The sequence below is a fragment of the Nocardioides sp. ChNu-153 genome (assembly GCF_030466625.1).
Taxonomy (GTDB): domain Bacteria; phylum Actinomycetota; class Actinomycetes; order Propionibacteriales; family Nocardioidaceae; genus Nocardioides.
Window position 1 is genome coordinate 91,899 of record NZ_JADEVT010000008.1, and the last position, 26,240, is coordinate 118,138.

25 protein-coding genes are annotated in these 26,240 nt (G+C 73.7%); 7 read left to right on the plus strand and 18 right to left on the minus strand.

Annotated elements, in window-relative coordinates; translation table 11 throughout:
* Positions 1-50 precede the first annotated feature (50 nt).
* On the plus strand, positions 51-356 hold the full coding sequence (locus tag INN71_RS11845) for a MerR family transcriptional regulator (RefSeq protein WP_277499889.1): 306 nt from the start codon (positions 51-53) through the stop codon (positions 354-356).
* Here INN71_RS11845 and INN71_RS11850 read toward each other — a convergent pair.
* The 9 genes from INN71_RS11850 to INN71_RS11890 all read right to left on the minus strand — a co-directional run bounded on the left by INN71_RS11850 (position 338) and on the right by INN71_RS11890 (position 7,138).
* On the minus strand, positions 338-982 hold the full coding sequence (locus INN71_RS11850; protein WP_301800564.1) for a TrmH family RNA methyltransferase: 645 nt from the start codon (positions 980-982) through the stop codon (positions 338-340). The two genes, INN71_RS11845 and INN71_RS11850, sit on opposite strands and share 19 nt — an antisense overlap.
* 38 nt (positions 983-1,020) lie before the next feature.
* Positions 1,021-1,746: a DedA family protein gene (locus INN71_RS11855; RefSeq protein WP_277499888.1), complete on the minus strand. Its 726-nt coding sequence runs from the start codon at positions 1,744-1,746 to the stop codon at positions 1,021-1,023.
* A 33-nt stretch (positions 1,747-1,779) separates the two neighbouring features.
* The gene (gene pyrE, locus INN71_RS11860; RefSeq protein WP_301800488.1) at positions 1,780-2,334 is read right to left on the minus strand and encodes an orotate phosphoribosyltransferase; all 555 of its coding nucleotides are present in this window, start codon (positions 2,332-2,334) and stop codon (positions 1,780-1,782) included.
* Between the two features lie 55 nt (positions 2,335-2,389).
* Positions 2,390-2,956, minus strand: a complete 567-nt coding sequence (gene thpR, locus INN71_RS11865; protein ID WP_301800489.1) for an RNA 2',3'-cyclic phosphodiesterase — start codon at positions 2,954-2,956, stop codon at positions 2,390-2,392.
* A gap of 72 nt (positions 2,957-3,028) precedes the next feature.
* Positions 3,029-3,604, minus strand: coding sequence for a hypothetical protein (locus tag INN71_RS11870; protein WP_277499885.1), 576 nt, complete (start codon positions 3,602-3,604; stop codon positions 3,029-3,031).
* A gap of 100 nt (positions 3,605-3,704) precedes the next feature.
* Positions 3,705-4,253 carry a hypothetical protein gene (locus INN71_RS11875; protein ID WP_301800490.1) on the minus strand — a complete coding sequence of 183 codons (549 nt, stop codon included), beginning with the start codon at positions 4,251-4,253 and terminating at the stop codon, positions 3,705-3,707.
* A 149-nt stretch (positions 4,254-4,402) separates the two neighbouring features.
* Positions 4,403-5,548 carry an acyl-CoA dehydrogenase family protein gene (locus INN71_RS11880; RefSeq protein ID WP_301800492.1) on the minus strand — a complete coding sequence of 382 codons (1,146 nt, stop codon included), beginning with the start codon at positions 5,546-5,548 and terminating at the stop codon, positions 4,403-4,405.
* 61 nt (positions 5,549-5,609) lie between these two features.
* Positions 5,610-6,746, minus strand: a complete 1,137-nt coding sequence (locus INN71_RS11885) for a TlpA family protein disulfide reductase (protein WP_367619031.1) — start codon at positions 6,744-6,746, stop codon at positions 5,610-5,612.
* On the minus strand, positions 6,641-7,138 hold the full coding sequence (locus tag INN71_RS11890) for a hypothetical protein (RefSeq protein ID WP_301800496.1): 498 nt from the start codon (positions 7,136-7,138) through the stop codon (positions 6,641-6,643). The genes INN71_RS11885 and INN71_RS11890 overlap by 106 nt, the downstream gene beginning before the upstream one ends.
* A gap of 264 nt (positions 7,139-7,402) precedes the next feature.
* On the opposite strand from INN71_RS11890, the gene glgX reads away from it, so the two are divergent.
* Positions 7,403-9,604, plus strand: coding sequence for a glycogen debranching protein GlgX (glgX, locus tag INN71_RS11895; protein ID WP_277499880.1), 2,202 nt, complete (start codon positions 7,403-7,405; stop codon positions 9,602-9,604).
* A 96-nt stretch (positions 9,605-9,700) separates the two neighbouring features.
* On the opposite strand, the gene INN71_RS11900 is transcribed toward glgX, so the two are convergent.
* On the minus strand, positions 9,701-10,450 hold the full coding sequence (locus INN71_RS11900; protein ID WP_277499879.1) for a hypothetical protein: 750 nt from the start codon (positions 10,448-10,450) through the stop codon (positions 9,701-9,703).
* Positions 10,451-10,649: 199 nt separating this feature from the next.
* On the opposite strand from INN71_RS11900, the gene treY reads away from it, so the two are divergent.
* The gene (gene treY / locus INN71_RS11905; protein ID WP_277499878.1) at positions 10,650-13,022 is read left to right on the plus strand and encodes a malto-oligosyltrehalose synthase; all 2,373 of its coding nucleotides are present in this window, start codon (positions 10,650-10,652) and stop codon (positions 13,020-13,022) included.
* Complete coding sequence (treZ, locus tag INN71_RS11910; protein WP_301800501.1) at positions 13,019-14,809, plus strand: malto-oligosyltrehalose trehalohydrolase; 1,791 nt, start codon at positions 13,019-13,021, stop codon at positions 14,807-14,809. Before treY ends, treZ begins: the two co-directional genes overlap by 4 nt.
* Before the next feature lie 103 nt (positions 14,810-14,912).
* On the opposite strand, the gene INN71_RS11915 is transcribed toward treZ, so the two are convergent.
* The 3 genes from INN71_RS11915 to INN71_RS11925 form a co-directional block, all read right to left on the minus strand.
* The gene (locus tag INN71_RS11915; RefSeq protein WP_277499876.1) at positions 14,913-15,221 is read right to left on the minus strand and encodes a hypothetical protein; all 309 of its coding nucleotides are present in this window, start codon (positions 15,219-15,221) and stop codon (positions 14,913-14,915) included.
* A 149-nt stretch (positions 15,222-15,370) separates the two neighbouring features.
* The gene (locus INN71_RS11920; protein WP_277499920.1) at positions 15,371-15,808 is read right to left on the minus strand and encodes a nucleoside deaminase; all 438 of its coding nucleotides are present in this window, start codon (positions 15,806-15,808) and stop codon (positions 15,371-15,373) included.
* Between the two features lie 76 nt (positions 15,809-15,884).
* Positions 15,885-16,364 carry a tRNA adenosine deaminase-associated protein gene (locus INN71_RS11925; protein ID WP_277499875.1) on the minus strand — a complete coding sequence of 160 codons (480 nt, stop codon included), beginning with the start codon at positions 16,362-16,364 and terminating at the stop codon, positions 15,885-15,887.
* 108 nt (positions 16,365-16,472) lie between these two features.
* On the opposite strand from INN71_RS11925, the gene upp reads away from it, so the two are divergent.
* Together upp and INN71_RS11935 are read left to right on the plus strand one after the other, a co-directional pair.
* Positions 16,473-17,114, plus strand: coding sequence for a uracil phosphoribosyltransferase (gene upp, locus INN71_RS11930; RefSeq protein WP_277499874.1), 642 nt, complete (start codon positions 16,473-16,475; stop codon positions 17,112-17,114).
* Between the two features lie 2 nt (positions 17,115-17,116).
* On the plus strand, positions 17,117-18,283 hold the full coding sequence (locus INN71_RS11935; RefSeq protein ID WP_367619032.1) for an aminotransferase class I/II-fold pyridoxal phosphate-dependent enzyme: 1,167 nt from the start codon (positions 17,117-17,119) through the stop codon (positions 18,281-18,283).
* Positions 18,284-18,362: 79 nt separating this feature from the next.
* Here INN71_RS11935 and INN71_RS11940 read toward each other — a convergent pair whose 3' ends face one another.
* From INN71_RS11940 to INN71_RS11960, 5 genes are all read right to left on the minus strand, one after another.
* On the minus strand, positions 18,363-18,998 hold the full coding sequence (locus INN71_RS11940) for a hypothetical protein (protein WP_301800504.1): 636 nt from the start codon (positions 18,996-18,998) through the stop codon (positions 18,363-18,365).
* A gap of 70 nt (positions 18,999-19,068) precedes the next feature.
* Positions 19,069-19,812: a hypothetical protein gene (locus INN71_RS11945; RefSeq protein ID WP_301800507.1), complete on the minus strand. Its 744-nt coding sequence runs from the start codon at positions 19,810-19,812 to the stop codon at positions 19,069-19,071.
* A gap of 62 nt (positions 19,813-19,874) precedes the next feature.
* Positions 19,875-20,525 carry a hypothetical protein gene (locus INN71_RS11950; RefSeq protein ID WP_277499871.1) on the minus strand — a complete coding sequence of 217 codons (651 nt, stop codon included), beginning with the start codon at positions 20,523-20,525 and terminating at the stop codon, positions 19,875-19,877.
* Positions 20,522-21,754, minus strand: coding sequence for a hypothetical protein (locus tag INN71_RS11955; protein ID WP_301800510.1), 1,233 nt, complete (start codon positions 21,752-21,754; stop codon positions 20,522-20,524). The genes INN71_RS11950 and INN71_RS11955 overlap by 4 nt, the downstream gene beginning before the upstream one ends.
* A gap of 87 nt (positions 21,755-21,841) precedes the next feature.
* The gene (locus INN71_RS11960) at positions 21,842-24,478 is read right to left on the minus strand and encodes an ATP-dependent Clp protease ATP-binding subunit (protein WP_277500965.1); all 2,637 of its coding nucleotides are present in this window, start codon (positions 24,476-24,478) and stop codon (positions 21,842-21,844) included.
* 285 nt (positions 24,479-24,763) lie between these two features.
* Here INN71_RS11960 and INN71_RS11965 point away from each other — a divergent pair, with 285 nt between their 5' ends.
* Positions 24,764-26,236: a hybrid sensor histidine kinase/response regulator gene (locus INN71_RS11965; protein WP_277500963.1), complete on the plus strand. Its 1,473-nt coding sequence runs from the start codon at positions 24,764-24,766 to the stop codon at positions 26,234-26,236.
* Positions 26,237-26,240 lie beyond the last annotated feature (4 nt).

The window sequence follows — 26,240 nt, forward strand, 5'->3', positions numbered from 1 at the left end:
GGCCCACGGGAGAATCAAGCCCCCCGAGCACCGGATCACGAGGAGGCGTCGTGGCACGACGTACGACGGGCGTGTTCGCCATCTCGGTGGCGGCCGAGATGACGTCGTTGCAGGTGCAGAACCTGCGGGTCTACGAGCGTCGCGGGCTGCTCGAGCCCGACCGCACCCCGGGGGGCACGCGGCTCTACAGCGAGGCCGACATCGACCGGCTGCACCGCATCCGCACCCTGCTGGCGGAGGGTCTCAACATCGCGGGCATCGCCCGGGTCCTCGCACTGGAGGGCGAGGTCGACCGGCTGCGCGGCGAGGTGGCCCGGTTGCGGCGCCGCGACGGCGCTCAGCCGCGCCAGACCTGAGCGTCGCCCAGGTCGGCGTGGGTGCGCACCCACGCGTGCATCGCGATCGCCGCCGCCGAGCTGGCGTTGATGGAGCGCGTGGAGCCGAACTGCGCGATCGAGAAGGTGCCGTCGCACACCGCCCGCGCCTGCTCCGACAGGCCGGGCCCCTCCTGGCCGAAGAGGAAGCACACGTCGTGAGGCACGGCCGTCGTCTCCAGGTGGGCCGACCCCGGGAGGTTGTCGATGCCCAGCAGGCGCACGGGACGCTCGAGCCCGTGCAGGTACGCCGCGAGGTCGGGCACCGACGGGTGGTGGCGCACGTGCTGGTAGCGGTCGGTGACCATGGCGCCGCGGCGGTTCCAGCGGCGGTTGCCGACCACGTGCACCTCCGCGGCGAGGAACGCGTTGGCGGTGCGCACGATCGTGCCGATGTTGAAGTCGTGCTGCCAGTTCTCGATCGCCACGTGGAAGCCGTGCCGGCGGGTGTCGAGGTCGGCGACGATCGCCTCGAGGCGCCAGTAGCGGTAGCGGTCCACCACGTTGCGCCGGTCACCGTCGCGCAGCAGCTCGGGGTCCCACTGCGGTCCCTCGGGCCACGGGCCCTCCCACGGGCCGACGCCCACCTCGGCGGGTCCGTGCGGCATGGGGTCGTACGGCGCGCGCCCCGGCTCGGCGGGCGTGCTCACGCCCCCTCGGGCTCGTCGTCCCAGGGGTTGCGCAGGTGCCGGGCCCGGCGGATCTGGCGCACGCGGAAGATCACGAACCACGCGACGCCGATCACGACGGCGGCGATGACGACCTTCTGCACGACGCCCATGTAGGGCTCGACGCGGTCCCACTGCGAACCGGCGAAGTAGCCCGCCAGCACCCAGATGCTGTTCCAGATGAGGCTGCCCGCCAGGGTGAGCAGCAGGAACAGGCCGAACGACATCCGTTCGATGCCCGCCGGGACCGAGATGAGACTGCGGAAGATCGGGATCATGCGGCCGAAGAACACCGCCTTCTTGCCGTGCCGCTCGAACCAGGCCTCGGTGCGCTCGAGGTCCTCGGTCTTCACCAGCGGCATGTGCTCCCACACCCAGTACATCCGCTGGCGGCCGAACGCCACGCCCAGCCAGTAGAGGACGGCGGCGCCGATGACGGAGCCCGCCGTCGTCCAGAACAGCGCCTCGGCGAGGGTGAAGTCGCCCTGGTGGGCGGTGAAGCCCGCGAGCGGGAGGATGACCTCGCTCGGCAGCGGCGGGAACAGGTTCTCTGCCGCGATCGCGACGCCGGCCCCCACGGGGCCGATCTTCTCCATGAGGTCGACGGCCCAGCCGGCGAACCCGGTGAGGTCGTCGGGGTCGCTGTTCAGCAGGGTCGGGCCGGTCATCAGGCTCAGGCCAGGCAGGGCGCCGGTCGTGATCACCCGGCGAGGATAACGACGGAGGCTGAGAGCGCCTCAGATGGTGAGCTCGTCCTTGCCCACCGCGAAGCGGTAGGGCACGCCCTCGGCCTCGACGCGCTCGGCGGCGCCGGTGTCGCGGTCGACGACCACCGCGACCCCGACGACCTCGGCGCCGGCCTCGCGCAGGGCCGCGACGGCCTCGAGGACCGACCCGCCGGTGGTGGAGGTGTCGTCGACGGCGAGCACCCGGCGGCCCGCGACGGGCGGGCCCTCGATGAGCTTCTGCAGGCCGTGCACCTTCTGCGACTTCCGCACGACGAACGCGTCCAGCACCCGGCCCCCGGCGGCGGCGGTGTGGAGCATGGCGGTGGCGACGGGGTCGGCGCCGAGCGTGAGGCCGCCCACCGCGTCGTAGTCCCAGTCGGCCGTCAGGTCGAGCATGACCCGGCCGATCGCCGGGGCGGCCGCGGCGTCGAGCGTCACCCGGCGCATGTCGACGTAGTAGTCGGCGGTCGCGCCGGAGCTCAGCACGACCTCGCCGCGCACGACGGCCTTGGCGTCGACCTGGGCGATCAGCTGCTGCTTGGCCGGGGAGTCGGGGGCGCTCATGGGCCCTGAGCGTAGTGGTCGTGGCGCCAGGGCCGCTCGGGGACCGCGGGTGACCTCAGCCGGCGAGCGGGGCGGTGGCGAGCACCTCGTGGCGCGGCCGGCGCCGAGGCCCCTCCCCCAGGTGCGAGGCGACGACGGCCACCTCGTCGACGGCCCACTCCGGGCCCTCGTAGGCGTCGAGCAGCCGCACCCAGTCGCTCAGCTGCCGCGGTCGCCCCGCGCGTGCGACCGTCAGGTGGGGCCGGAACCGGGTGCCGTCGACCGCGGCGCCCGCGGTGGCGACGGCCGCCCGGGCACCCCGGGCGAGGGCCTCGAGCTCGGCGCCGGTCGGCTCGTCGAGCGCCAGTCCGGCCCACAGCACCTGCGCGGCGTCGGGGTGCGGGAAGGCGCCGCCCCCGGCGACGCGGGTGGTGAACGGGGTACGGCGCGCCGCGGCCGCCGCGGTCCGCTCCAGCACCTCGTCGACCCGCCACTCCTCCACGTCGGCGGCGAAGGCGAGGGTGACGTGCAGGTTCTCGGGGCGGCTCCACCGCAGGTCGGCGGCCGCACGCCGCACGTCGAGGAAGTCGTCGAGGTGCTCGAGCACGTCGGCGGGCGGGACGAGGGCGGTGAAGAGACGCATCGGGACGACGGTACGGCGGGGGGCTCCCCCGCCGCACCGCGTTTCCGGGCGAGCCGAGGCGGTCGCCAACCGTCAGGGGATGCCCCAGGCGCTGGTCACCGTGATGACGACGGGAGCCGACGCGGCGTCGTTCGTGGCCGATGCGTCCGTGCCGGTCAGGGCGAAGGCGACCTGGGCGGCATGGTCTCCGGACCCGAGGGCGAGCGCCGCCTCCTGGTCGAGCAGGGCGCCGAGGGAGACGGTCAGCGTGCTGCCCGCGGGCACGGACGGCAGCCCGATCTCGGCGCCGCCGGACGTCTCGGTGACGGTGACCTCGGGGTGGGATGCCTGCATCTGGAGCACGGGCGCGTCCGACGTCAGCGTGCCCACGGTCCCCACCGGCGAGTCGGCCGTGCCGAGGTTCGAGACCTCGAGCACCGCCGGGATGCTCGCCCACGCGGCGTCGCCACCACCGGGCACGCTCGTCCACTGGGAGCCGACGAAGGCCACGAACAGGTCGTGCTCGACGGCGACGCTCATCGCGTGAGCGGGGGCTGCCACGGCGACCGACACGATGGGTGCGCTCCACGCCGCCGCACGGGTGAAGGTGCGACGGGACAGCTCGCGGGGCGTGGCATCCGTGGGACGGTGGTGCTGCTGCGTGCTCATGCGTGCCCCGGTGCCGCGTCGACCGTCGACGAGGTCCCGGGCCTCCTGTCCAGGACCCCATCGACCACGGTCCCGGCCACCTGAGGCAACGGTCGCGTCGTCAGCTGCCCGAGCAGAGGATCAACGTGCTGCTGACGTTGCCCGTCGTCTTGGCGCCCGTCGCCTCGTAGCCGCTGGGCAGCGTCGCGACCGCGTTCAGCTGGAAGGCCACGCTGATCGAGAGCGTCGTACGGAACGCCATCGTGGCCCCGGCGGGCAGGTCGCTCGTGAGGGTGATGAGGCGCGACGTGCCACTCAGGACGGCCACGCTCGCCGTCCCTCCGGAGACCGAGAACACCCCGATGTTGGTCACGCCCGAACCGGTGACGGTCACCGACGTGCCCGCCGGGAGCGGGGCCGTCGGCCCCGCCTGCAGGGTGAATCCGGGGCCGAGCACGCCCAGCGTGCCGCAGCTGCCCGCGAGCGCGAACGCCCCGACGTCCGAGATCGACGCGGCGTACGCCGGCGCCGCGGCGACGACCGCGACGGTCGGGACGGACCACGCCGCGGCGCGGGTGAACGAGCGGCGGGACACGCCGCTCCTCGACGTGTCGCCGGGCGCCTGGCCGGGCGTCTGGCCGGACGTGTGATCGAGCGTGTGGTCGGACATGGGCGGACCCTCCCCAGGGTCGGATTACGTGCACTACGCACGTAATCCACCCCAGGTCCCGGTACCCGTCAAACGGGGGTCCCGGGAGGTCCGGACCACCCCCCGTCCCAGGGCAAAGACACGGCAAATAAAACCGCGAACCCCTCAGGTCAGAGACCGAGGTCCCGACCGATCAGCTCCTTCATGATCTCGTTCGAGCCGGCCCAGATCTTCGAGACGCGGGCGTCCCGCCAGGCGCGAGCGACCCGGTACTCGTTCATGAAGCCGTAGCCGCCGTGCAGCTGCACGCAGTGGTCGAGCACGTCGTTCTGGATCTCGCTGGTCCACCACTTCGCCTTGGCGGCGTCCACGGGGGTGAGCTCGCCCTTGCCGTGCGCGACCACGCACTGGTCGAGGAACGCCTGGCTCACCTCGATCTTGGTGAACAGCTCGGCCAGCAGGAACTTCGAGTGCTGGAACTGCCCGATCGACTGGCCGAACGCCTTGCGGTCCTTCGTGTACTGCAGCGTCTCGACGAGGATCTGCTGGGCGTGCGCGATGTTGGAGATCGCGCAGCCGAGGCGCTCCTGCGGCAGCTTCTGCATCATGTGGATGAAGCCGCCGTCCACCTCGCCGACCACGTGGTCGTCGCCGAGGCGGACGTTCTCGAAGAACAGCTCGGCGGTGTCGGACTCGTCCTGGCCGACCTTGTCGAGCTTGCGGCCGCGGCTGAAGCCCTCGGCGGTGGCCGGGATCGCGAACAGCGTGATGCCGCGCGCCTTCTTCTCCGGGCTGGTGCGCACCGCGGTGATGACGAGGTCGGCGGAGTAGCCGTTCGTGATGAACGTCTTCGACCCGTTGATGACCCACTCGTCCCCGTCGCGCACCGCGGTGGTCTTGAGCGCGGCGAGGTCGGAGCCGCCGGAGGGCTCCGTCATGCCGATGGCGAGCAGGATCTCGCCCGCCGCCACGCCCGGCAGCCAGCGCTGCTTCTGCTCCTCGGTGCCGAGCTGCACGAGGTACGGCGCCGTGATGTCCGCGTGGATGCCCCAGCACGAGCCGAGCGCCGCGTTGACCTTGCTGAGCTCTTCGCCCATGACGGCGTTGAAGCGGTAGTCGCCCGCGCCCGCGCCGCCGTACTCCTCGGGGATCTCGAGCCCCAGGAACCCCTGCTTGCCCGCCTCGAGCCAGAACTCGCGCGGGATGCCCTTCTTCTCGGCGTACGCCTCGACGTCGGGGATGACCGAACGCTCCAGGAACTCGCGCACCGATGCGCGGAACGCCTCGTGGTCCTCGTCGTAGATCTCTCGGTTCACGAGGCGGGACCTTACTCGCAGGTAACCGGCGGCTTCCAGCGGGTGTGACGTACGTCGGGGCTCACCCGCCGGGCGCCTCCACCGGGGGACGGTGCCCCGCGCGCCGGACCGCGTCGAGCGTGCCCGCGAGCAGGCCCCTCACCTCGTCGACCCCGAGCGCCACCCGCGTGGCCACCCTGCCGTCGACGCCGATCAGCACCGCGGCCGGCGTGCCCGGCATGCCGAACGCCTCCCGCGCCCCGTGGGCGCCGAGCGCGAGGTGGGGGCGCAGGTCCGGGAAGCGGTCGAGGAAGGGGTCGCGGTCCGAGGAGGTCACCACGAGCACGTGGGCGCCGCGGCCGAGGTCGGCCTGCCAGGCGGGGAGCTCGTCGAGCACCTCGTGGCAGGTGGCGCACTGCAGCGAGGCGACCACCACGAGCAGGCTGCGGTCGTGGGCGAGGTCGGCCAGGAGACGCACCTGCCCGTCGGGCAGCACCACCTCGACCACGGGGACCGGCTGCCCGGTGAGGTCCGCCGTCGCTCCCGGGTACGCCGGCAGGGACGCGCCGCGGCCGACGCCCGCGCGGCCCCGGGCGACGCCGAGGGCCGTCGTCAGCGCGAGCACCGCGCCGAGCAGCGCCGCCAGCGCGGCGGCGGCCGCCACCTCGGATCCGGACGCCGACCCCAGTGCGGCGAGCAGACCCGGCGTACCCCAGCCGGTGAGCAGGGCGACGACGGCGACGACGACCAGGCCGGCCGTGCGGGCCACCGACAGCGCGGTCACGGGCTCGTCGGACCAGGCGCCGAAGCAGCCGCAACGCGCCCCCTCGCCACGGCGGCGGACCGCGCGGGCCAGCGCCACGGTGAAGGCAGCGAGCACCACCACGACGCCGACGAGCGCCGCCCGACCCGCCCATCCCGACAGGAGGAGGCCGACGGCGAGCCCGGCCTCGAGCCCCACGAGGAGGTACGGCGCGCCCCGCCACCGCGCCACCCGGGAGGGCGCGAGGGCGGCGAGACCGGACCGCGCCAGGTCGGGCCGGCGCAACTTCGCGGAGGCACCGACCGCCAGCACCCCGAGGAGGGTGCCGGCGGTCGCGAGCTGGAGGACGCTCAGGTGGCCGAGCAGGCGACGGCCGTGCCGCCGATGCCGCCCGTGGTCTTGGCGCCCGTGGCCGTGAAGCCGCTCGGCAGGTTGACGACGGCGTCGGCGGACCACAACGCGGAGACGTTCACGGTGGAGCGCAGCGAGAGCGTCGTGCCCGCGGGCAGAGGGGCGACCAGCTGGACGGAGGTGGTGCTGGAGCCGGGGGTCACCGTGGCGATCCCGCCCGGCTGGGTGCCGAGCGCGCCGAGGTTGACGCCGAACTGGGCGATCGTGACCGTCGTGCCGGCCGGGAGGTCCTGGGGGCCTGCGGTGAGGTCGAAGCCGACGTTCACGAGGCCGAGGGTGCCGCAGGTCCCGGTGATGCTGAAGGCGCCGACGTCGACGGCGGACGCGGCGAAGGCCGGCGCGGCCGCGACGACGGCGACGGTGGGCACGGACCAGACGGCGGCCCGGGTGACCGCTCGGCGGCTGACGTGGCCCGAACGGGCCTGGATCTCGGACATGGCGATCTCCCTGACGTAGATGGCCCGGTGAACCCCTCACCGGACCGCTACGAACCCTAGGTCGATCCTGGCCGACCGGGAACAGGTCAAGGGTAAAGAGAACATCGTTCTCTCAAGATCGGATCAAGCATCTTGAGGTCCCCGTCCGCCGCCGAGGTGCGACCCGCGGCGCCGCGCCCGGGGCCCGGGGACGCGCGGCGCACCGCCCACCCCCCTGGTTGGATCGTTCAGACGACACGACGGTGCGCAGCGAGAGGAGCAGGCATGGAGGTCTGGCCGGGTACGCCGTACCCGTTGGGGGCGACGTTCGACGGGAGCGGGACGAACTTCGCGTTGTTCAGCGAGGTCGCGGAGCGGGTGGAGCTGTGCCTGCTGGACCCGGACCCCGAGGGCGGGGAGGACACCTGGGTCGAGACCCGCGTCGAGCTCACCGAGGTCGACGCCCACGTGTGGCACGCCTACCTGCCGACGGTGCAGCCCGGGCAGCACTACGGCTACCGGGTGCACGGCCCGTGGGAGCCCGACCAGGGCCTGCGCTGCAACCCGAACAAGCTGCTGCTGGACCCCTACGCCAAGGCGACCAGCCGCGAGATCGACTGGGACCCCTCGCTCTTCGCCTACACGTTCGGCGACGAGGACTCCCGCAACGACGACGACTCCGGGCCGCACATGACCCACGGCGTCGTCATCAACCCCTTCTTCGACTGGGAGGGTGACCGGCGACCGCGCACGCCGTACGACGAGTCGATCGTCTACGAGGCGCACGTCAAGGGCCTCACCCAGCTGCACCCGGAGATCCCCGAGGAGATCCGCGGCACCTACGCCGCGCTCGCGCACCCCGCCATCACCGACCACCTCTCCAAGCTGGGCGTGACGGCCCTCGAGCTGATGCCCGTGCACCAGTTCGTGCAGGACAACACGCTGCTCGAGAAGGGCCTGCGCAACTACTGGGGCTACAACACCCTCGGCTTCTTCGCGCCGCAGGCCTCGTACGCCGCGAGCGAGCACGACGGCCAGCAGGTGCAGGAGTTCAAGTCGATGGTCAAGGCGATGCACGCCGCGGGCATCGAGGTCATCCTCGACGTGGTCTACAACCACACCGCGGAGGGCAACCACCTCGGGCCGACGCTCAGCTTCAAGGGCATCGACAACCCGGCGTACTACCGCCTCGTCGAGGACGACCAGCGGTACTACATGGACTACACCGGCACCGGCAACAGCCTCAACGTGCGCCACCCCCACTCGCTGCAGCTGATCATGGACTCGCTGCGCTACTGGGTCACCGAGATGCACGTCGACGGCTTCCGGTTCGACCTCGCCTCGACGCTGGCCCGCGAGTTCTACGACGTCGACCGCCTCGCCACCTTCTTCGAGCTCGTGCAGCAGGACCCGGTGGTCAGCCAGGTCAAGCTCATCGCCGAGCCGTGGGACGTCGGCCCCGGCGGCTACCAGGTCGGCGGCTTCCCCCCGCAGTGGACGGAGTGGAACGGCAAGTACCGCGACACGGTCCGCGACTTCTGGCGCGGCGACACCGACCTCGGCGACTTCGCGTCGCGCCTCGCCGGCTCCAGCGACCTCTACGAGCACTCGGGGCGCCGCCCGTTCGCCAGCATCAACTTCGTCACCGCACACGACGGCTTCACGCTGCGCGACCTCGTCTCCTACGACGAGAAGCACAACGACGCCAACGGCGAGGACAACAACGACGGCGAGAGCCACAACCGGTCGTGGAACCACGGCGTCGAGGGGCCCACCGACGACCCCGAGATCCTCGGCGCCCGCGCCCGCTCGCAGCGCAACTTCATCTCGACGCTGCTGCTGAGCCAGGGCGTCCCGATGCTGCTGCACGGCGACGAGCTGGGCCGCACGCAGCAGGGCAACAACAACACCTACGCGCAGGACTCCGAGCTGTCGTGGGTGCACTGGGAGGACGCGGACCGGCCGCTCGTGGAGTTCACCGCGGCGGTGGCCCGCCTGCGTCGTACCCACCCGACGTTCCGGCGCAAGCGGTTCTTCACGGGCGGCTCGGTGCGCACCCCGCTGCCCGGCGAGGACGGCGACCGGCTCAACGACATCGTGTGGCTGCACCTCGACGGTCGCCCGATGGAGGACGGCGACTGGGACGGCGGCGAGGGCCCCGGCGCGAAGGCGCTCGGGATGTACCTCAACGGCCACGGGATCGCCGGCAAGGACGCCCGCGGCCAGACGATCACCGACGACCACTTCCTGCTCTACTTCAACGGGGACGGCGACTGCGACGTCGTGCTGCCCCCCGCGGAGTACGCCGAGGCGTGGGACGTCGTGATCGACACCGCCGGCCACCTGGCCGACGACGAGGGCCACCCGGCGGGCAGCCACCTGTCGATGACCTCGCGCAGCGTGCTCGTGCTCCGCGAGCACCAGGCCCCCGTGGAGGAGCCCGACCACTCGGTGGCGGCCAGCATCGCGGCGATGACCACGGACTGACCGGCACCACCCCCGGGACACCACCCGGTACGACGAACGGCGCCGGCCGCGCGGATCGCTCCGCGGGGCCGGCGCCGTCGTGCGTCGCGCGGCGGGTCAGCCCAGCGTGCTCGGGTCGAACACCTCGTCGGCCGGGGGCTCCTCGGCGTCGACGGGCTCGTCGAAGTCGCTCAGCGTGAAGGCACCGGTCTCGCGCTCGAGCTGCACCAGGTAGTGCGGCTCCGAGGTGAGGACGGAGATGGTGGCGGTCTCGCCGTCGTCGTCGGTGAAGGTGACCTCGACGGCCTCCTCGCCGTCGACCTCGGTCACGTCGCCCTTCTCGGGGCTCTCGACGTCGCCGTCGGACTCGTAGTCGCGGAACGTCTCGATGTCGCAGACCTCGGCGAAGTCCTGCTCGGCGTCGACGACCCACTTGTCGGCGAACACGGCGGCCGCCGCGGGGTCGCCCGCGGCCGCGGTCCAGAACTCGGCGTCGCCCTTGACCCAGTAGGAGCCGTCGACCCCGACGATCTGGAGGCCGCCGACGCTGCCGAGCGTCATCTCGCCCGTGCAGTCCCCGGCCTCGTCGACCATCAGGTCGACCTCGACCGTGTCGCCGTCCTCCTCGATCTCGCCCGCCACGCGGAACGACTCGGCACCCTCGACGGCCTCCTGGGCCGCCGCGATGATGTCCTCGGCCGACGAGTCGGCGAACTCCTCGGCGCTGTCGTCGGACCCGCCCCCCGACGAGTCGTCACCGCCGGAGCCCTCGTCGCCGCCGCAGCCGGCGACGACCGACGTCGTCAGCACCATTCCCGCGGCGATGGCCACTCCCCGACGTACCCCGCGTCGCACGGTCACTCGCATGGTCGTTCCTCCCCAGTCGTCACCCGACGCCTCGCCGGACCGGTCGGCTCCGGTCGGGGTCGTCGGGTCGGTCGCCCACCCATCAGACCACGGACGGGCGCCGCGCCGCGGGTCGCCCGCCGACGCGGCCCGCGCGCTCGGCGCGCCCCTCTACGCTGACGACGCTGCACCCCACGGCCGGCCGAGGACGGGACCCACCATGAACGACGAGCGCCGCAGCGCCCGCACGCCCACCAGCACCTACCGACTGCAGATCACGTCGCAGTTCGACCTGTACGCCGCCGCCCGCACGCTGCCCTACCTCCACGCCCTCGGCGTGGACTGGGTCTACCTGTCGCCGGTGCTGGCCGCCGAGCCCGGCAGCGACCACGGGTACGACGTGGTCGGCCACAACGGCATCGACCTGTCCCGCGGCGGCCCCGCCGGGCTGCAGGCCGTCTCGGCCCGCGCCCGCTCGCTCGGCATGGGCGTGCTGGTGGACATCGTCCCCAACCACGTCGGCGTGGCGACGCCCGCGGAGAACGCCTGGTGGTGGTCGCTGCTCGCGGCCGGCCACGCGTCGCCCTGGGCGGACGCGTTCGACGTCGACTGGGAGGCCGGGGGCGGGCGCATCCGCATCCCCGTGGTGGGCGACGACGACCTCGGCGCCGACGGGGCGGTGGGCAACCTGCGCGTCGTCGACGGCGAGCTGCGCTACCACGACCACCGCTTCCCGGTGCGGCCCGGCACGCTGGCGCTCGTCGACGGCACCCCCGACGCGCAGGCCACGCACGCCGCGCAGCACTACGAGCTCGTGGGCTGGCGCACCGCCGACGACCGGCTCAACTACCGCCGCTTCTTCGCGGTCAACACCCTGGCCGCCGTGCGGGTGGAGGACCGGCGCTGGTTCGACGCCACGCACGCCGAGGTGAAGCGGTGGTTCGCCGAGGGCCTCGTCGACGGGCTCCGCGTCGACCACCCCGACGGCCTGCGCGACCCCGCGGGCTACCTCGACGACCTGGCCGGCATCACGGGCGGCGCCTACGTGCTCGTCGAGAAGATCCTCGAGCCCGGCGAGGAGCTCGAGCCGTCGTGGGCGACCGCCGGCACGACCGGGTACGACGCGCTCGCCCTCGTCGACCGCCTGTTCGTCGACCCGGCCGGGGAGGCCCCCCTCGACGCGCTCGAGGCCTCCCTGCGCGGCGCACCCGTCGAGTGGCACGCGATGGTCCACGACCGCAAGCGCGAGGTCGCCGACGGCATCCTCGGCTCCGAGGTGCGCCGCATCTCCCGCGAGCTCGGCGACGACGGCGACGAGGTGGTCGACGCGGTCGCCGAGCTGGTCTCCGGCATGCCGGTCTACCGCTCGTACCTGCCCGCCGGCCGCGACCACCTGGAGGAGGCGTTCACCTCCGCCCGGCGCCACCGCCCCGACCTCGACGCGGTGCTCGACCGCCTGCACCCGCTGCTGACCGACCCCGAGCACCCGGCTGCGCTGCGCTTCCAGCAGACCTCCGGCATGGTGATGGCGAAGGGCGTCGAGGACTGCTCGTTCTACCGCTGGTCGCGCCTGACGAGCCTCAACGAGGTCGGTGCGGACCCGTCGGTCTTCGCCGTCGACGCCGCGACGTTCCACGCGGCGATGACCGAGCGCCAGGAGCACTGGCCGCACGCGATGACCACGATGTCGACGCACGACACCAAGCGGGGCGAGGACGTGCGCGCCCGCATCAGCGTGCTCGCCGAGCTGCCCGACCTGTGGGCCGGGGCGCTCTCGGAGCTGCTCGAGGCCGCTCCGCTGCCCGACCCCGGCTTCGGTGCCCTGCTGTGGCAGGCGATCGTCGGCGCCTGGCCCGCCACCAGCAGCGGGGACCTGCGCTCGCGCCTGCACGCGTACGCCGAGAAGGCGATGCGCGAGGCGGGCGACGGCACGACGTGGACCGCCCCCGACGAGGACTACGAGGCCGCCGTGCACCGCGCGGTCGACGCGGCGTTCGACGACCGCGACGCCCGGCGCACGCTCGTGACGCTGCTCGACGCCGTCACCGGTCCCGGCTGGTCGAACGCGCTGGCCGCCAAGCTGGTGGCGCTGACGATCCCCGGGGTGCCGGACGTCTACCAGGGCAGCGAGCTGTGGGAGCAGTCGCTCGTCGACCCCGACAACCGCCGTCCCGTCGACTTCGACGTGCGCTCCGAGGTCCTGCCGGCCCTGCTGGGTGGCGTGCGCCCGCCGCTCGCCGGCGGCCTCGCCGACTCCGGTGCGGTCAAGCTGCGCCTGGTCGCGACGGTGCTGCGCCTGCGCCGGGACCGCCCCGAGCTGTTCTCGTCGTACGCGCCGCTGGCCGCCGAGGGCGAGGCCGCGGACCACCTCGTGGCGTTCGACCGCGGCGGCGCCGTCAGCGTCGTCACGCGGCTGCCCGTCGGGCTCGGGCGTCGCGGCGGGTGGGGCACGACGACGCTCGAGCTGCCCGAGGGCGAGTGGCGCGACCTGCTCGCCGACGCCCCGGTCGCGCGGGACGCGTCGGGGCGGGTACTGGTGGCGGACCTGCTCGCGACGTACCCCGTCGCCCTGCTCACGAGGGAGTCCGCATGACCACGCGCCCACCGCGCCCACCGTTCGCCGTCTGGGCCCCCCGGCCCCGCACCGTCCGGCTCACCGTCGCCACCGGCGACCACGACGAGGTGGTCGAGCTGGAGCGCGGCGCCGACGACTGGTGGACGGTGCCGGCCGGTGCGCTGCGCCTCGACCCCGCGGCGTACCCCGAGGGCGTCGGCTACGGCTACCTGCTCGACGACGACCCCACGCCCAGGCCGGACCCGCGCTCGCGCCGCCAGCCCGAGGGCGTGCACGGCCTGTCCCGCACCTTCGACCCGTCCGGGTTCACGTGGACCGACGCGGGCTGGACCGGGCGGCAGCTCGCCGGCTCCGTGATCTACGAGCTGCACCTCGGCACGTTCACCCCCGAGGGCACGCTCGACGCCGCCATCGGCCGCCTCGACCACCTCGTCTCCATCGGGGTCGACCTCGTCGAGCTGCTGCCGGTCAACGCGTTCAACGGCACCCACAACTGGGGCTACGACGGGGTCGGCTGGTTCGCCGTGAGCGAGACGTACGGCGGGCCCGCGGCGTACCAGCGCTTCGTCGACGCCTGCCACGCGGCCGGTCTCGGCGTGATCCAGGACGTCGTCTACAACCACCTGGGGCCGTCGGGGAACTACCTGCCGCTCTTCGGCCCCTACCTGAAGACGGGCCGCAACACGTGGGGCGACCTCGTCAACCTCGACGGTGACGACGCCGCGGGCGAGGTGCGGCGCTACGTGCTCGACAACGTCCGCTCCTGGTTCGACGACTACCACGTCGACGGCCTGCGCCTCGACGCCGTGCACGCGCTGCACGACTCCTCGCCGACCCACGTGCTCGAGGAGATGGCGGTCGAGACCGCCGACTGGTCGGCGCACGTGCGCCGGCCCCTGACGCTCATCGCCGAGTCCGACCTCAACGACCCGGTGATGTTCACGCCCCGCGAGGCGGGCGGCTACGGGCTGACCGCGCAGTGGAGCGACGACTTCCACCACGCGGTGCACGTGGCGCTCAGCGGCGAGACGGCCGGCTACTACGCCGACTTCGAGCCGCTGGCGGCGCTGCGGAAGGTGCTGACCGAGGGCTTCTTCCACGCCGGCACCTACAGCTCGTTCCGGGAGCGCGACCACGGCGTGCCGATCGACACCGCCACCGCGCCCACGTGGCGCCTCGTGGTCTGCAGCCAGAACCACGACCAGATCGGCAACCGCGCCGTCGGCGACCGGCTGACCGAGCACCTCGACGACGACCAGCTCGCGACCGCCGCGCTGCTGACCCTGGGCACCGGCTTCACCCCGATGCTGTTCCAGGGCGAGGAGTGGGCGGCCTCGACGCCGTTCCAGTTCTTCACCTCGCACCCCGAGCCCGAGCTCGGGACGGCGACCGCCGAGGGCCGCATCGCGGAGTTCGAGAAGATGGGCTGGGACCCGGCCGTCGTGCCCGACCCGCAGGACCCGGAGACGTTCACCCGCAGCAAGCTCGACTGGTCCGAGCCCGAGGGCGGCCGCCACGCGGTGCTCCTCGGTGTCTACCGCGAGCTGGCGGCGCTGCGGCGCACCCTGCCCGACCTCACCGACCCGTCCTTCGCCGCCACCACCTGCGAGGTCGACAAGACCACGCGCGTGGTGCACATCGGCCGCGGGTCCGTGCGGATGGTGCTCGCGCTGGGCACCGAGCCGGCCACGGTCGAGGTCCCCGAGGGGTACGGCGTCGCGTGGGCGACGCCCGGCGGGTACGACGCGGGGTCACCCCTCGTCGTACCGGCCCACGGCGCCGTGGTGCTCGCCCCGGGCGCCTGAGCCCCGGTCAGCGGGCCTGGGCCCCGGACACCGGCACACGCCCGGACGCACGAGTGGCGCCGCCCCGGTCGGGACGGCGCCACTCGTGGTGGTGCGGGAGGGATCAGGCGTGGGTGCCGGTGCGACCGTGGTCGGCGGAGTCGTCGTCGTAGAAGTCGCGCGAGCCCGACTTGGCCAGACCGCGGCTCACCATGTAGCCGATGGTCAGCAGCGTGACGTAGAACCACGCCTCCTGGGCGCCGAAGTCGGACACGTCGACGAGCGCCGAGGCGACGAGGACGCCGACGACGGCCGCCACGTAGGCGATGAGCTCGGTCGTCTTGAACGACGCCTTCGTCTCCGTGCTGATCCGGCGACGGGCGACGCCGGTGCCGTGGGCGGAGTTGTGCTGGGTGTGCTGCGTGGTGGTCATGTGGTGCTCCTTCGCGGCAGCGCGCCGCCCCGGGTCCGGGTCCCGGCGGCACGCCGCCCGGGTGGGGGAGGGTGTGGTGCACCGGTGGCGCGAGCGCCGCCGACATACCGCCGGTACCCCCGCACCCGCGTCTCAGTCGTTTCTCAGTTTCACGACGGCCGGCGGGCCGAGAAGAACTCCTCCAGGAGGGCGGTCGACTCCCCCGCCATGACCCCCCCGACGACCTCGGGACGGTGGTTGAGCCGGCGGTCGCGCACGACGTCCCACAACGAGCCGACGGCCCCGGCCTTCTCGTCCCAGGCGCCGAACACCACCCGGTCGACGCGGGCGAGCACGGCCGCGCCGGCGCACATCGTGCAGGGCTCGAGCGTCACCACGAGGGTGCAGCCGGTCAGGCGCCACTCCCCGCGGGCACGGGCGGCCTCGCGCAGCGCGACGACCTCGGCGTGCCCGGTGGGGTCGGTGTCGGCCTCCCGCACGTTGCGGCCGCGTCCCACCACGTGCCGCTGCTCGTCGACCACCACGGCCCCGATGGGGACGTCGTCGGTCGCGAGGGCGGCGCGGGCCTCGCCCAGGGCGGCGCGCATGGGCGCGCCCCAGCGGCCCCCCTGGGGGTGGATCACGCGGGGACCGGCGCCGACGGACGGGCGGACGGGCGGCGGCTCACGCGGAGGTGAGACCGACCGCGTCGTCGAAGAGCACGCCGAAGCCCAGCTTGCGGGCGATCTCGGAGACCATCTCGTCGGGGTAGAGGTCGAAGTCGTCGAGCAGCAGCCCCAGGTCCATCGCGTTCATGCCGAGGTCGGCGAGCAGCGACAGGTCGCCCGCGGGCTCCTGCTCGTCCTCGTCCTCCGGCATCGGCAGGTCGAGCGCCTCGACGGCGGTGCGGGCCAGCTCCCACTCGTCGGCGGCGGTGACGTCGGAGAGCAGGATGCGCGTGCGCGGACCGGCGACGCGCACCAGCACGAAGAAGTCCTCGTCCACGCCCACGACGCCGATGGCGCCGCCGTCGCCCGGGAAGCGCCGCAGCGCGGCGGCGAGGGTGTCGACCGAGTCGAGGACGTCGTCCACGATCTCGTGCAGCTGCCACACGCCTTCCTCGCGGTAGGCCACGAGGGCGAAGTCGATGCTGTCCGTGTCCACGTGTCCCCCTCCTCGCGTGCCCGACGACCGACGCCCAGCGTGTCAGACCCGGGCGCGACGCGCCAGCGGGATCCGCGGCCGGTCTCGCACGCCTTAGGCTCGGTGCCCATGGACACCCTCGTCGTCGACCACCCGCTCGTCGCGCACAAGCTCACCGCGCTGCGCGACGCGACCACCGACTCCCCGACGTTCCGGCGCCTCGCCGACGAGCTCGTGACCCTGCTGGCCTACGAGGCGACGCGCGACGTGCGCGTCGTGCCCTCCGAGATCCGCACCCCCGTGGCGCCCGCCACGGGCGTCCGCCTGTCCACGCCCAAGCCGCTCGTGGTGCCGATCCTGCGCGCCGGTCTAGGGATGCTGGACGGCATGGTCCGCCTGCTGCCGACCGCCGAGGTCGGCTTCCTCGGCATGGTGCGCAACGAGGAGACGCTGCAGGCCTCGACGTACGCCGAGCGGCTGCCCGACGACCTCTCGGGCCGCCAGTGCTACGTGCTCGACCCGATGCTCGCGACCGGCGGCACGCTGGCCGCCGCCATCCGGTTCCTCGTCGACCGCGGCGCCGACCACATCACGGCCATCTGCCTGCTCACCGCCCCCGAGGGCACGAAGCGCCTCGAGGACGAGCTCGCCGACCTCTCCATCCCGGTGCGGGTCGTGACGGCCGCGATGGACGAGCGCCTCGACGAGAACGGCTACATCGTCCCCGGCCTCGGCGACGCCGGCGACCGGCTGTACGGCGTGGCCGACTGATCGTGGGCGCTCGCCTCGCCCGCCGGGCGCAGGGCATCCCGCCGACCGTCTTCTCCGCCATGTCGGCCCTGGCGCTGCGCACCGGGGCGATCAACCTGGGGCAGGGCTTCCCCGACACCGACGGTCCTGCCTCGGTGCTCGAGCGCGCCCGGGCGGCGGTGGCCGAGGGACGCAACCAGTACGCCCCCGGCGTCGGCGTCCCGGCGCTGCGCGAGGCCGTCGCGCGCCACCAGGCCCGCCACCACGGCATCGACCTCGACCCCGACACCCGGGTCGTCGTCACCACCGGGGCCACCGAGGGCATCGCCGCCGCCCTGCTGGGCCTCGTCGACCCGGGCGACGAGGTCGTGCTGCTCGAGCCGTCGTACGACGCGTACGACGCGGTGCTCGCCATGGCGGGAGCGGTACGGCGACCCGTCACCCTCCGCTCCCCCGACTTCCGCCTCGACGCCGACGCCTTCCGGGCGGCGGTGCACGACGGCACCCGCCTGATTCTGCTCAACAGCCCGCACAACCCGACCGGCTCCGTGCTGACGCCCGCCGAGCTCGCGGTCGTGGCGGAGGTGGCGGTGCGCCACGACGTGCTCGTCGTGACCGACGAGGTCTACGAGCACCTCGTGTACGACGACCACCGCCACGTGCCCATCTCCACCCTGCCGGGCATGGCGGAGCGCACCCTGACGGTCTCCAGCCTCGGCAAGTCGTGGTCGCTGACCGGCTGGAAGGTGGGCTGGGCGACCGGTCCGGCCGACCTCGTCGCGGCCGTGCTCGCCGTCAAGCAGTGGACGACCTTCACCTCCGGCTCACCGCTGCAGCCCGCCGCGGCCCACGCGCTCGACGCGGAGGGCGACTTCCCGCTGCGCCTGGCCGCCGACCTGCAGCGGCGCCGCGACCTGCTCTGCGACGGCCTGTCCGCCGCCGGGCTCGCGCCGCGCGTGCCCGAGGGCACCTACTTCTCCGTGACCGACGTGGCGGAGCTCGGCTGGGCCGACAGCGCCGCCTTCTGTGCCGCCCTGCCGGAGCGGGCGGGCGTCGTCGCCATCCCGCTGCAGGGGTTCCACTCCGACCCGACGGTGGGGCAGCACCTCGTGCGCTGGGCGTTCTGCAAGGACGAGCCCGTCCTCGTCGAGGGCCTGCGCCGCCTCGCGGCGGCCGACCTGCGCGCCTGAGCCGGCTGGGCAGCCCCGGGTACGACGGACGCCGGCCACCCCGAGGGGTGACCGGCGTCCGGTGGGCGTGCGGGTGAGCTCAGCCTCGACGGCGGGCGAGGGACTTGTTGCGGTACCACTCGCTGGCGCCGCCGACGAAGAACAGCACCGTCGCGACGATCGCGAGCAGGATGAAGATGATCGGGAAGACGAGCCACGAGACGAGCAGCAGGGCCAGCGCGCTCACGATGCAGGAGACGACGACCGCGATGCGGGCGGCGCTCGAGCCCTTGAACGCGAAGATCGTCAGCACGAAGACCACCAGGCACCAGACGAGCACCACGGCGCTCAGGGCGACCAGGAGGCCGACCGTGGCGTCGACGACCGCGTCCAGGCCGCCGCTGCTGTTGAACTGCTCGAGCTGCTCGCGGAAGTCCGGGTCGTCCTCCGCCATCTGGCGGAGCTCGTCGGCGATCGTGTCGCGGCTCGCGACCGAGCCGATGAGGCCGAACAGCGCGATGGCGCCGACCACCAGCGTCGAGAACCAGGTGATGACGGAGGCCGCGGTCACGGTGCCGGGGCGCTTGAGCGAACCGGTGGGACCGCCGTACGCACCCCCGTTGAAGGGCGCGCCCTGGTAGGCGCCCGGCGGGTTGGCGCCGGTCTGGCTGCCGTAGGGCGGCGGGGTGGGCTGGCCGGGCTGCGACGAGCTGGGGTCAGGGTTCCAGTTGCTCACGCGGCCATTGGACCACGCGCTCCGTCCCCCCGTCAGCGCGACGCGGCGCGCCGACGGGGGACGCGGAGGCTCAGCCCCAGGGCTTCTGGTCGGTCGTGGCGCTGCCGTAGCCGGGCGAGGACTGGATGGCGCCGCCGCCGCGGAACCAGTCGCCGGCGCTGCGCTGGGCGAGGGTGACGATGCCGGCGATGCACAGGCCCGTCCACACCAGGCCCAGGGGGGCGAAGAGCAGCGAGGCGAGGATGCCGAGACTGGCGAGCACGATGAGCGTGACGCGGGCCCACTTGCGCCGCTTCAGCACGAACGGGGTCACGGCCAGCGACGCGACGGACAAGATGATGGCCGGCAGCGCGAAGATGCGGACGATCGTGGTGACGTCGTCGTCGGAGACCCCCCCGCCGGCCGCCTCGCTGAACCCGTCGATGAAGTCGTCGTTGCCGGCCAGCGCGAACATCAGGAGGGCGCCCAGCAGCGCCAGGGCGGACCCGACGAACGACAGCCACACCGCCGCGGTGACGGAGCCCGGCCGGCGGCCCGTGCCGGGGCCCTGCAGGCCGTAGGGGCTCTGGCCGTAGGGGCTCTGGCCGTACGGGGTCTGGCCGTACGGGGTCTGGCCGTACGGGGTCTGGCCGTAGGGGCTGCCGTACTGACCCTGCTGGCCGTACGGGTCCTGCCCGTACTGGCCCTGCTGGCTGGGCTGGCCGTACTGGCCGTACTGGCCGGGCTGACCCTGGCCGTACGGGTTCGACGAGGTGGGGTCCTGCCCGGAGGGCTGGCCCGACGACTGACCGGGCTCGGGGTTCCAGTTGCTCACCGGGTCATTGGATCACGACGAGCTGGTGCCGCGGTCGGGGTCGCGCGATCCGGCGGGCCGGTTCAGCGCCAGGGCTGCTGCGGGTGCTGCGGGCCCGGCCCCCACGGCGCGCTGCCCGGCGGGGGCCCGCCGTACCCCGGTCCGGCGGCGAGCGCCGCGCCGGGCCGCCCGCCCCGCTCGAACCACGTCCGCGTCTCGCGGTGCAGCAGCAGCACGGCGGTCGTGACGCACACGGCGAGGTAGACGACGGCGAACATCGAGGTCAGGGGGTCGCCGCCCGCCCCCGCCAGCACGGCGAGACCGAGGTAGGCGACAGCCGCCATGATCGACAGGACGACGAGGGCGGTGCGGGCTCCCGACGAGCCGCGGAGCACGCCGACGGCCAGCACGATCGCGACGACCGCCAGCAGGGCGCAGGTGAGCAGCACCGCACCGGCGGCGCCGGCCGCCATGCCGATCGTGTCGCCCAGGCCCTCGACGGACGTGCCGTCGTCGGAGCTGGCGATGAAGACCGCGCCGATGAGCGCGACCACGCCCGCCAGCGCCCAGAGGAGGCCGGCCAGGGTGCAGCTGACGATGGTGACGACGGCGGCCGCGACCACGGAGCCCGGCCGGCGGCTGTCCGTGGTGGCGATGCCGTCCTTCCCCGCGGGCGGTGGCGCGCCCCAGGACCAGGTGGGGTCCGAGGGGCTGGGCTCCTGGGGGGTCGTCACCGCCCCATTCGACCACGTGCGTCGTACCAGCGTCCGACATCGCGGCGCAGCAGCGAACCCGCCGTCACGGCGGCGGCGAGGACGAAGAGGACGAGCTGCGGGGCGGCGAGCGCCGCGACGACGCCGAGCACCGCGGCGACGCCGGCCGAGATGACGAGGGCGACGCGGGCCCAGCCGGCGCCGCGCAGCGCGTAGGCGGCGAACACCGCCGACGCGACGGCCCACGCGATCATGACGATCGCCATCGTGACGGCGGTGCTGAGCAGCAGGTCGGACGTCACCCCCTGCTCGACCAGGTCGGGCTGCGTCGCGCGGATCTCGTCCATCAGCTGGTCGGGCGACGACGCCACGACGACCACGAGCACCACCATGGCGACCGTGACCAGGGTCGTCGCGACCCACGTGAGCACGGCGGCCACGAGCACGGCGGCCGGGCGCGGCGGGACGGGTCCGCCGTACCCCCCGGAGTGGCGACCGGCGGGCGCCGGACCCCACGGGCCGCGCTGCGGCTCGCCGAACCCCTGGTACGGCGCGGGCTGGCCGCCCCACGGCGCCTGCGTCGGCTGACCAGCGGGCGGCGGGCCCCAGGGCTGCGCCTGCGGGCCGGGCTGGGCGTGCTGACCGTGGGGGGCGTGCTGATCCGGCTGACCGGACTGGCCGGCCTTGCCGTGGGGGCCGGGCTGGCCGGGCTGGCCGGGCTGCTGGTCGTGGCGCGGCGGGACGGCGAACGGGTCCGGCCGGTCGCGGTCGCGGCGGGCGGCGCCGCCCTCGCGCGGCAGCCGGAAGCGCTCGGGCAGCGGGCGCCCGGCGAACCAGCTGCGCGCCGGCTCGAGCCACAGCATGACGATGGAGACGGTCACCACCGCCGAGGCGAAGCCGCCGGCGATCGAGCCCGCGACGAAGATCGGCACCGCGAGCACGCTGAGCACCACCCGGGCGAACCGGTCGCGCCGCAGGGCGAGGAAGCCGAGCACCGCAGCGGCCGTCGCGCACGCCCCGAGCACCAGGATCGCGACGCGACGCATCTCGCGCGCGCCCTCGAAGGAGAGGCCGAGGGAGCTGCCGGGGGCCTCGGCGAGGAACTGCTGGAGCATCTCGCGCGTCTCGAGCGTGCGCAGCGCGGCCATGGCCTCGAACGCGCCCAGCAGCACGATCACGGACCCGCCCACGACCAGCCACCCGGAGAAGGTGACCTGGGGCGGACGCGGCTGCTGTGCGGACGGGCTCACCCGCTCATTCCACCAGACGCGTGGGTGCGGCCCGGACGCGCGGCGGGCCGTTCGGTCCCCGCGCGCCGGGCCGCGTCACGCCGCCGATCAGACGACCTCGAGCCGCAGCCCCTCGTCGCCCTCGGCGCGCACGACCCGCACCGCACCGCCGTCGGCGACCTGGCCGCCGATGAGCAGCCGCGCCAGCGGGTCGCCGATGGCGCTCTGGATGAGCCTCCGCAGCGGGCGCGCGCCGTACGCCGGGTCGTAGCCCGTGTCGGCGAGCCACTGCTTCGCCTCGGGCGTCACCTCGACGCCGATGCGCCGGGCCGCCAGCCGCTCCTCCAGCAGGCGCAGCTGGATGTCGACGATGCTCGTCAGCGCCTCCTTGCTCAGCGCCTCGAAGAGCACGATCTCGTCGAGCCGGTTGAGGAACTCGGGCTTGAAGCTCGCCCGCACGACCCCCATCACCTGCTCGCGCCTGCTCCCCGGGTCCAGCAGCGGGTCGACGAGGTAGCTCGACCCCAGGTTCGAGGTGAGGACGAGCAGGGTGTTGCGGAAGTCGACCGTGCGGCCCTGGCCGTCGGTGAGGCGACCGTCGTCGAGCACCTGCAGCAGGATGTCGAAGACCTCCGGGTGCGCCTTCTCCACCTCGTCGAGCAGCACGACCGAGTAGGGCCGGCGCCGCACGGCCTCGGTCAGCTGGCCGCCCTCGTCGTACCCGACGTAGCCGGGGGGCGCACCCACGAGGCGGGACACGGCGTGCTTCTCCGAGTACTCGCTCATGTCGATGCGCACGATCGCGCGCTCGTCGTCGAACAGGAAGTCCGCGAGCGACTTCGCCAGCTCGGTCTTGCCCGTGCCCGTGGGGCCGAGGAACAGGAACGACCCCGTCGGCCGGTTCGGGTCGGAGATGCCTGCCCGCGAGCGGCGTACGGCGTCGCTCACCGCGGTCACGGCCTCGTGCTGGCCGATGAGGCGCTCGCCGATGACCTCCTCCATCCGCAGCAGCTTCGCGCTCTCGCCCTCGAGGAGACGGCCGGTCGGGATGCCCGTCCACGCCTCGACGACGTCCGCGATCTGCTCGGCGCCGACCTCGTCGCCGACGAGCGGCTCCGCGTCGTCGTCGCCGGCCTTCCCCATGGCTTGAGAGGCGTTGATCCGCTCCTCAAGCTCTCGGACCTTCACGCTGTTTTCGTAGCGCTGGCGCAGCATTTCAGTTTTCTCGGCGCCCTCCGGCAGCGGCGTGCTTTCGCGCTCCAGCCGGTCCGCCTCCGTGCGCAACCTTTCGAGCTGGCGGCGCAGCTCGCCCTCGCCCTCGAGGCTCTGCTTCTCGCGCTCCCAGCGGGCCTCGAGGCCGCGCAGCTCCTCCTCGCGGTCGGCGAGGTCGGCCCGCAGGCGTGCGAGGCGCTCGACCGATGCGTCGTCGCTCTCCTTCTCCAGCGCGAACTGCTCCATCTTGAGCCGCTCGACCTGCCGGCGGAGCTGGTCGATCTCCTCGGGGGACGACTCGTGCTCCATGCGCAGCCGGCTCGCGGCCTCGTCGATGAGGTCGATGGCCTTGTCGGGCAGCTGGCGCCCGGTGATGTACCGGTCGCTCAGGGTCGCGGCGGCGACGAGCGCGGCGTCCGTGATGCGCACGCGGTGGTGGGCCTCGTACTTCTCCTGGATCCCGCGCAGGATCTGGATGGTGTCCTCGACGCTCGGCTCGCCGACGAAGACCTGCTGGAAGCGCCGTTCCAGCGCCGGGTCCTTCTCGACGTGCTCGCGGAACTCGTCGAGCGTCGTGGCGCCGACCATGTGCAGCTCGCCGCGCGCCAGCATCGGCTTGAGCATGTTGCCGGCGTCCATCGCGCCCTCGCCGCCGGCGCCCGCGCCGACCACGGTGTGCAGCTCGTCGATGAACGTGATGACCTGGCCGCCGGCGTCCTTGATCTCCTCGAGGACGGCCTTGAGGCGCTCCTCGAACTCGCCGCGGTACTTCGCGCCGGCGACCATCGCCGCCAGGTCGAGGCTGAGCAGGCGGCGGCCCTTGAGCGAGTCCGGCACGTCACCGGCCACGATGCGCTGGGCCAACCCCTCGACCACGGCGGTCTTGCCGACGCCGGGCTCGCCGATGAGCACCGGGTTGTTCTTGGTGCGCCGGCTCAGCACCTGCACGACGCGGCGGATCTCGGCGTCGCGCCCGATCACCGGGTCGAGCCGGCCCTCCTCCGCGGCGCGGGTGAGGTCGACGGAGTACTTCTCCAGCGCCTCGTACGTCGACTCGGCCTCCTGGCTCGTGACCCGCCGGGAGCCGCGCACGGCGACGAGCTGCTCCGAGAGACCCTGCGTCGTGAGGCCGGCGTCGGTGAGCACCCGCTGCGCCGAGCTCTCCACCGAGGAGAGGGCGACGAGGAGGTGCTCGGAGGCGACGAAGTCGTCCTTCATCGCGCCCGCGAGGTCGATGGCCTTCGCCAGGACGCGGGTGAGCGCGGGTGACGCGCCGGGCTGCTGCACCGTCGCGCCCGTGGCGCTCGGCAGGGCGCCGACGGCGCGCTCGGCGGCGCCCAGGAGGGCACCCGGCTCGACACCGGACCCGGTGACGATCGTGCCGACGATGCCCTCGCCTGACTCGCGCAGCAGCGCGACGAGCAGGTGGACCGGCTCCGTGGCGCTGTTGCCCGCCGACGTCGCGGCGAGCTGCGCCGCGGCGATCGCGTCGCGCGCGCGGGTGGTGAACTTGTCGGCCCCGAACTGACTCATCTCCGTGCCTCCCCTGGACGATCCGGTGTGGTGCCTCGCGCTGGTGGTGCGGGGCGCGCGGCCCAGTGTGGCCGCCTGACCACTTCAACCGCAGTCAAGTTGAGTCTGTTCCCCTCAACTTCGATGTTGTCCACGCCGAGCGTCCCGACGACCGGTACCCGCCCGGCTTGCGTCAGCGTTGCGCCAGTCTTTCGCTGCGTTCCGTGGCGCGGGACACGTCGGCACTCGGAAGATCGACCGGGCCACCCGTCGGGCGGCTCGTCCACCCTCCCCGAAGGACCTCCCATGCGCACCCTCGAGCCGCCGGTCCCACCCGCCGACCCCGAGGCGTCCCCGCGCCCCGCCCGCGTGGTCGTCGTCGACGACACCCCGGACCTGCGCAACCTGCTGCGCCTGATGCTCACCCGCGGCGGGTTCGAGATCGTGGGCGAGGCGGTGGACGGCCTCGACGCGCTCGCCGTCGTCGGGCGCACCCAGCCCGACGTCGTGCTGCTCGACATCGCGATGCCACGGATGGACGGCATCGAGGCGCTCCCGCAGCTGCGGCGCGCCAGCCCCGGCGCGCGGATCGTCGCCATGTCGGCCTTCGGGGCCGCCCACATGGCGAACCGGGCGGTCGCCGCGGGCGCCGACGGGTACGTCGAGAAGGGCACCTCGCTCCACTCGATCCTCACCTACGTGCGCGAGCTCGCCGGCGACCCCGAGCGACCGACGCGTCCCCTGGCCGTCACGTCCGCCGCCACCGGTCTCGCGACCTCGACGCCGCTGCGCCCGGCGACCACGCCCGCGGTGCGGCCGGCGCCGGTCACGAACGCCGACCTGGCGACGCTGGCGTTCGACCACGCGCCGTACGGGATCCTCGTCGTGTCCGACGAGCCCGCCCCGCGGGTGATCGCGAGCAACGCAGCGGCCCGCGGGGTGGTCGACGTACCCCTCTCCCCCGGCGGTCTGCTCGGCCTCACCGCGCCCGAGCTGGCGCAGGCCGTGGCCGACCACCGCCACCACGACCACGTCGAGCTGCAGGTGGCGGTCGGTGCGGGCTCCGTGCACGTGACGGTACGGCGGACCGAGGCGGGCGTGCTCGTCTACCTCGACGCCACCGACGAGGAGCTCGGCATGCTGCGGCGGGCCATCGCGACGGCCGCGCACGAGCTGCGCGGCCCGATCTCCGCGATCGACGGCGCCGTCGACGTGCTGGGCTGGGGCGGCGACCCGCTGCCCGAGGAGGAGCGCACCCGGCTGCTGCGCACCGTCGTGCGCCAGGTGCAGCAGCTCGACCGCGTGACGTCCGACCTCTACACGGCGACGCAGGTCCACCTCGGCACCCTCCACGTGGACCCGCGGCCCACGGTGATCGGCGCGCTGGTCCAGGAGCTGCTCGCGCACGCCGACGACGTGACGGTCGACGTGACCTCGGACCGGGCCGCGATGGCCGACCCGCTGCGGGTGGAGCAGATGCTGGGCAACCTGCTGAGCAACGCCGGCAAGTACGGCGCGCCCCCCTGCACCGTCGTGGTCCGCGACGGGCGCTCGGGCACGGTGCGCATCGAGGTCGTCGACCGCGGGCCCGGCGTGCCGGCCGAGCTCGAGCCCCACCTGTTCCGCGAGTTCACCCGCGGCTCCGGCGCCGTCGCCCGCGGCACCGGGCTGGGCCTGTGGATCGTGCGCACGCTCGCCGAGGCCCAGGGCGGCTCGGTGGCCTACCGCCGCCACCCCGAGGGCGGGTCGATCTTCACCGTCCAGCTGCCGACCGCCTAGGTCC

Coding starts and splice junctions, on each gene's coding strand:
- INN71_RS11900 (WP_277499879.1), bottom strand. CDS start 10,450: ATGCGAGTGACCGTGCGACGCGGGGTACGTCGGGGAGTGGCCATCGCC.
- pyrE (WP_301800488.1), bottom strand. CDS start 2,334: ATGAGCGCCCCCGACTCCCCGGCCAAGCAGCAGCTGATCGCCCAGGTC.
- upp (WP_277499874.1), top strand. CDS start 16,473: ATGGACACCCTCGTCGTCGACCACCCGCTCGTCGCGCACAAGCTCACC.
- treY (WP_277499878.1), top strand. CDS start 10,650: ATGAACGACGAGCGCCGCAGCGCCCGCACGCCCACCAGCACCTACCGA.
- thpR (WP_301800489.1), bottom strand. CDS start 2,956: ATGCGTCTCTTCACCGCCCTCGTCCCGCCCGCCGACGTGCTCGAGCAC.
- INN71_RS11965 (WP_277500963.1), top strand. CDS start 24,764: ATGCGCACCCTCGAGCCGCCGGTCCCACCCGCCGACCCCGAGGCGTCC.
- glgX (WP_277499880.1), top strand. CDS start 7,403: ATGGAGGTCTGGCCGGGTACGCCGTACCCGTTGGGGGCGACGTTCGAC.
- INN71_RS11960 (WP_277500965.1), bottom strand. CDS start 24,478: ATGAGTCAGTTCGGGGCCGACAAGTTCACCACCCGCGCGCGCGACGCG.
- treZ (WP_301800501.1), top strand. CDS start 13,019: ATGACCACGCGCCCACCGCGCCCACCGTTCGCCGTCTGGGCCCCCCGG.
- INN71_RS11915 (WP_277499876.1), bottom strand. CDS start 15,221: ATGACCACCACGCAGCACACCCAGCACAACTCCGCCCACGGCACCGGC.
- INN71_RS11870 (WP_277499885.1), bottom strand. CDS start 3,604: ATGAGCACGCAGCAGCACCACCGTCCCACGGATGCCACGCCCCGCGAG.
- INN71_RS11875 (WP_301800490.1), bottom strand. CDS start 4,253: ATGTCCGACCACACGCTCGATCACACGTCCGGCCAGACGCCCGGCCAG.
- INN71_RS11850 (WP_301800564.1), bottom strand. CDS start 982: ATGCCGCACGGACCCGCCGAGGTGGGCGTCGGCCCGTGGGAGGGCCCG.
- INN71_RS11920 (WP_277499920.1), bottom strand. CDS start 15,808: ATGCGCGCCGCCCTGGGCGAGGCCCGCGCCGCCCTCGCGACCGACGAC.
- INN71_RS11890 (WP_301800496.1), bottom strand. CDS start 7,138: ATGTCCGAGATCCAGGCCCGTTCGGGCCACGTCAGCCGCCGAGCGGTC.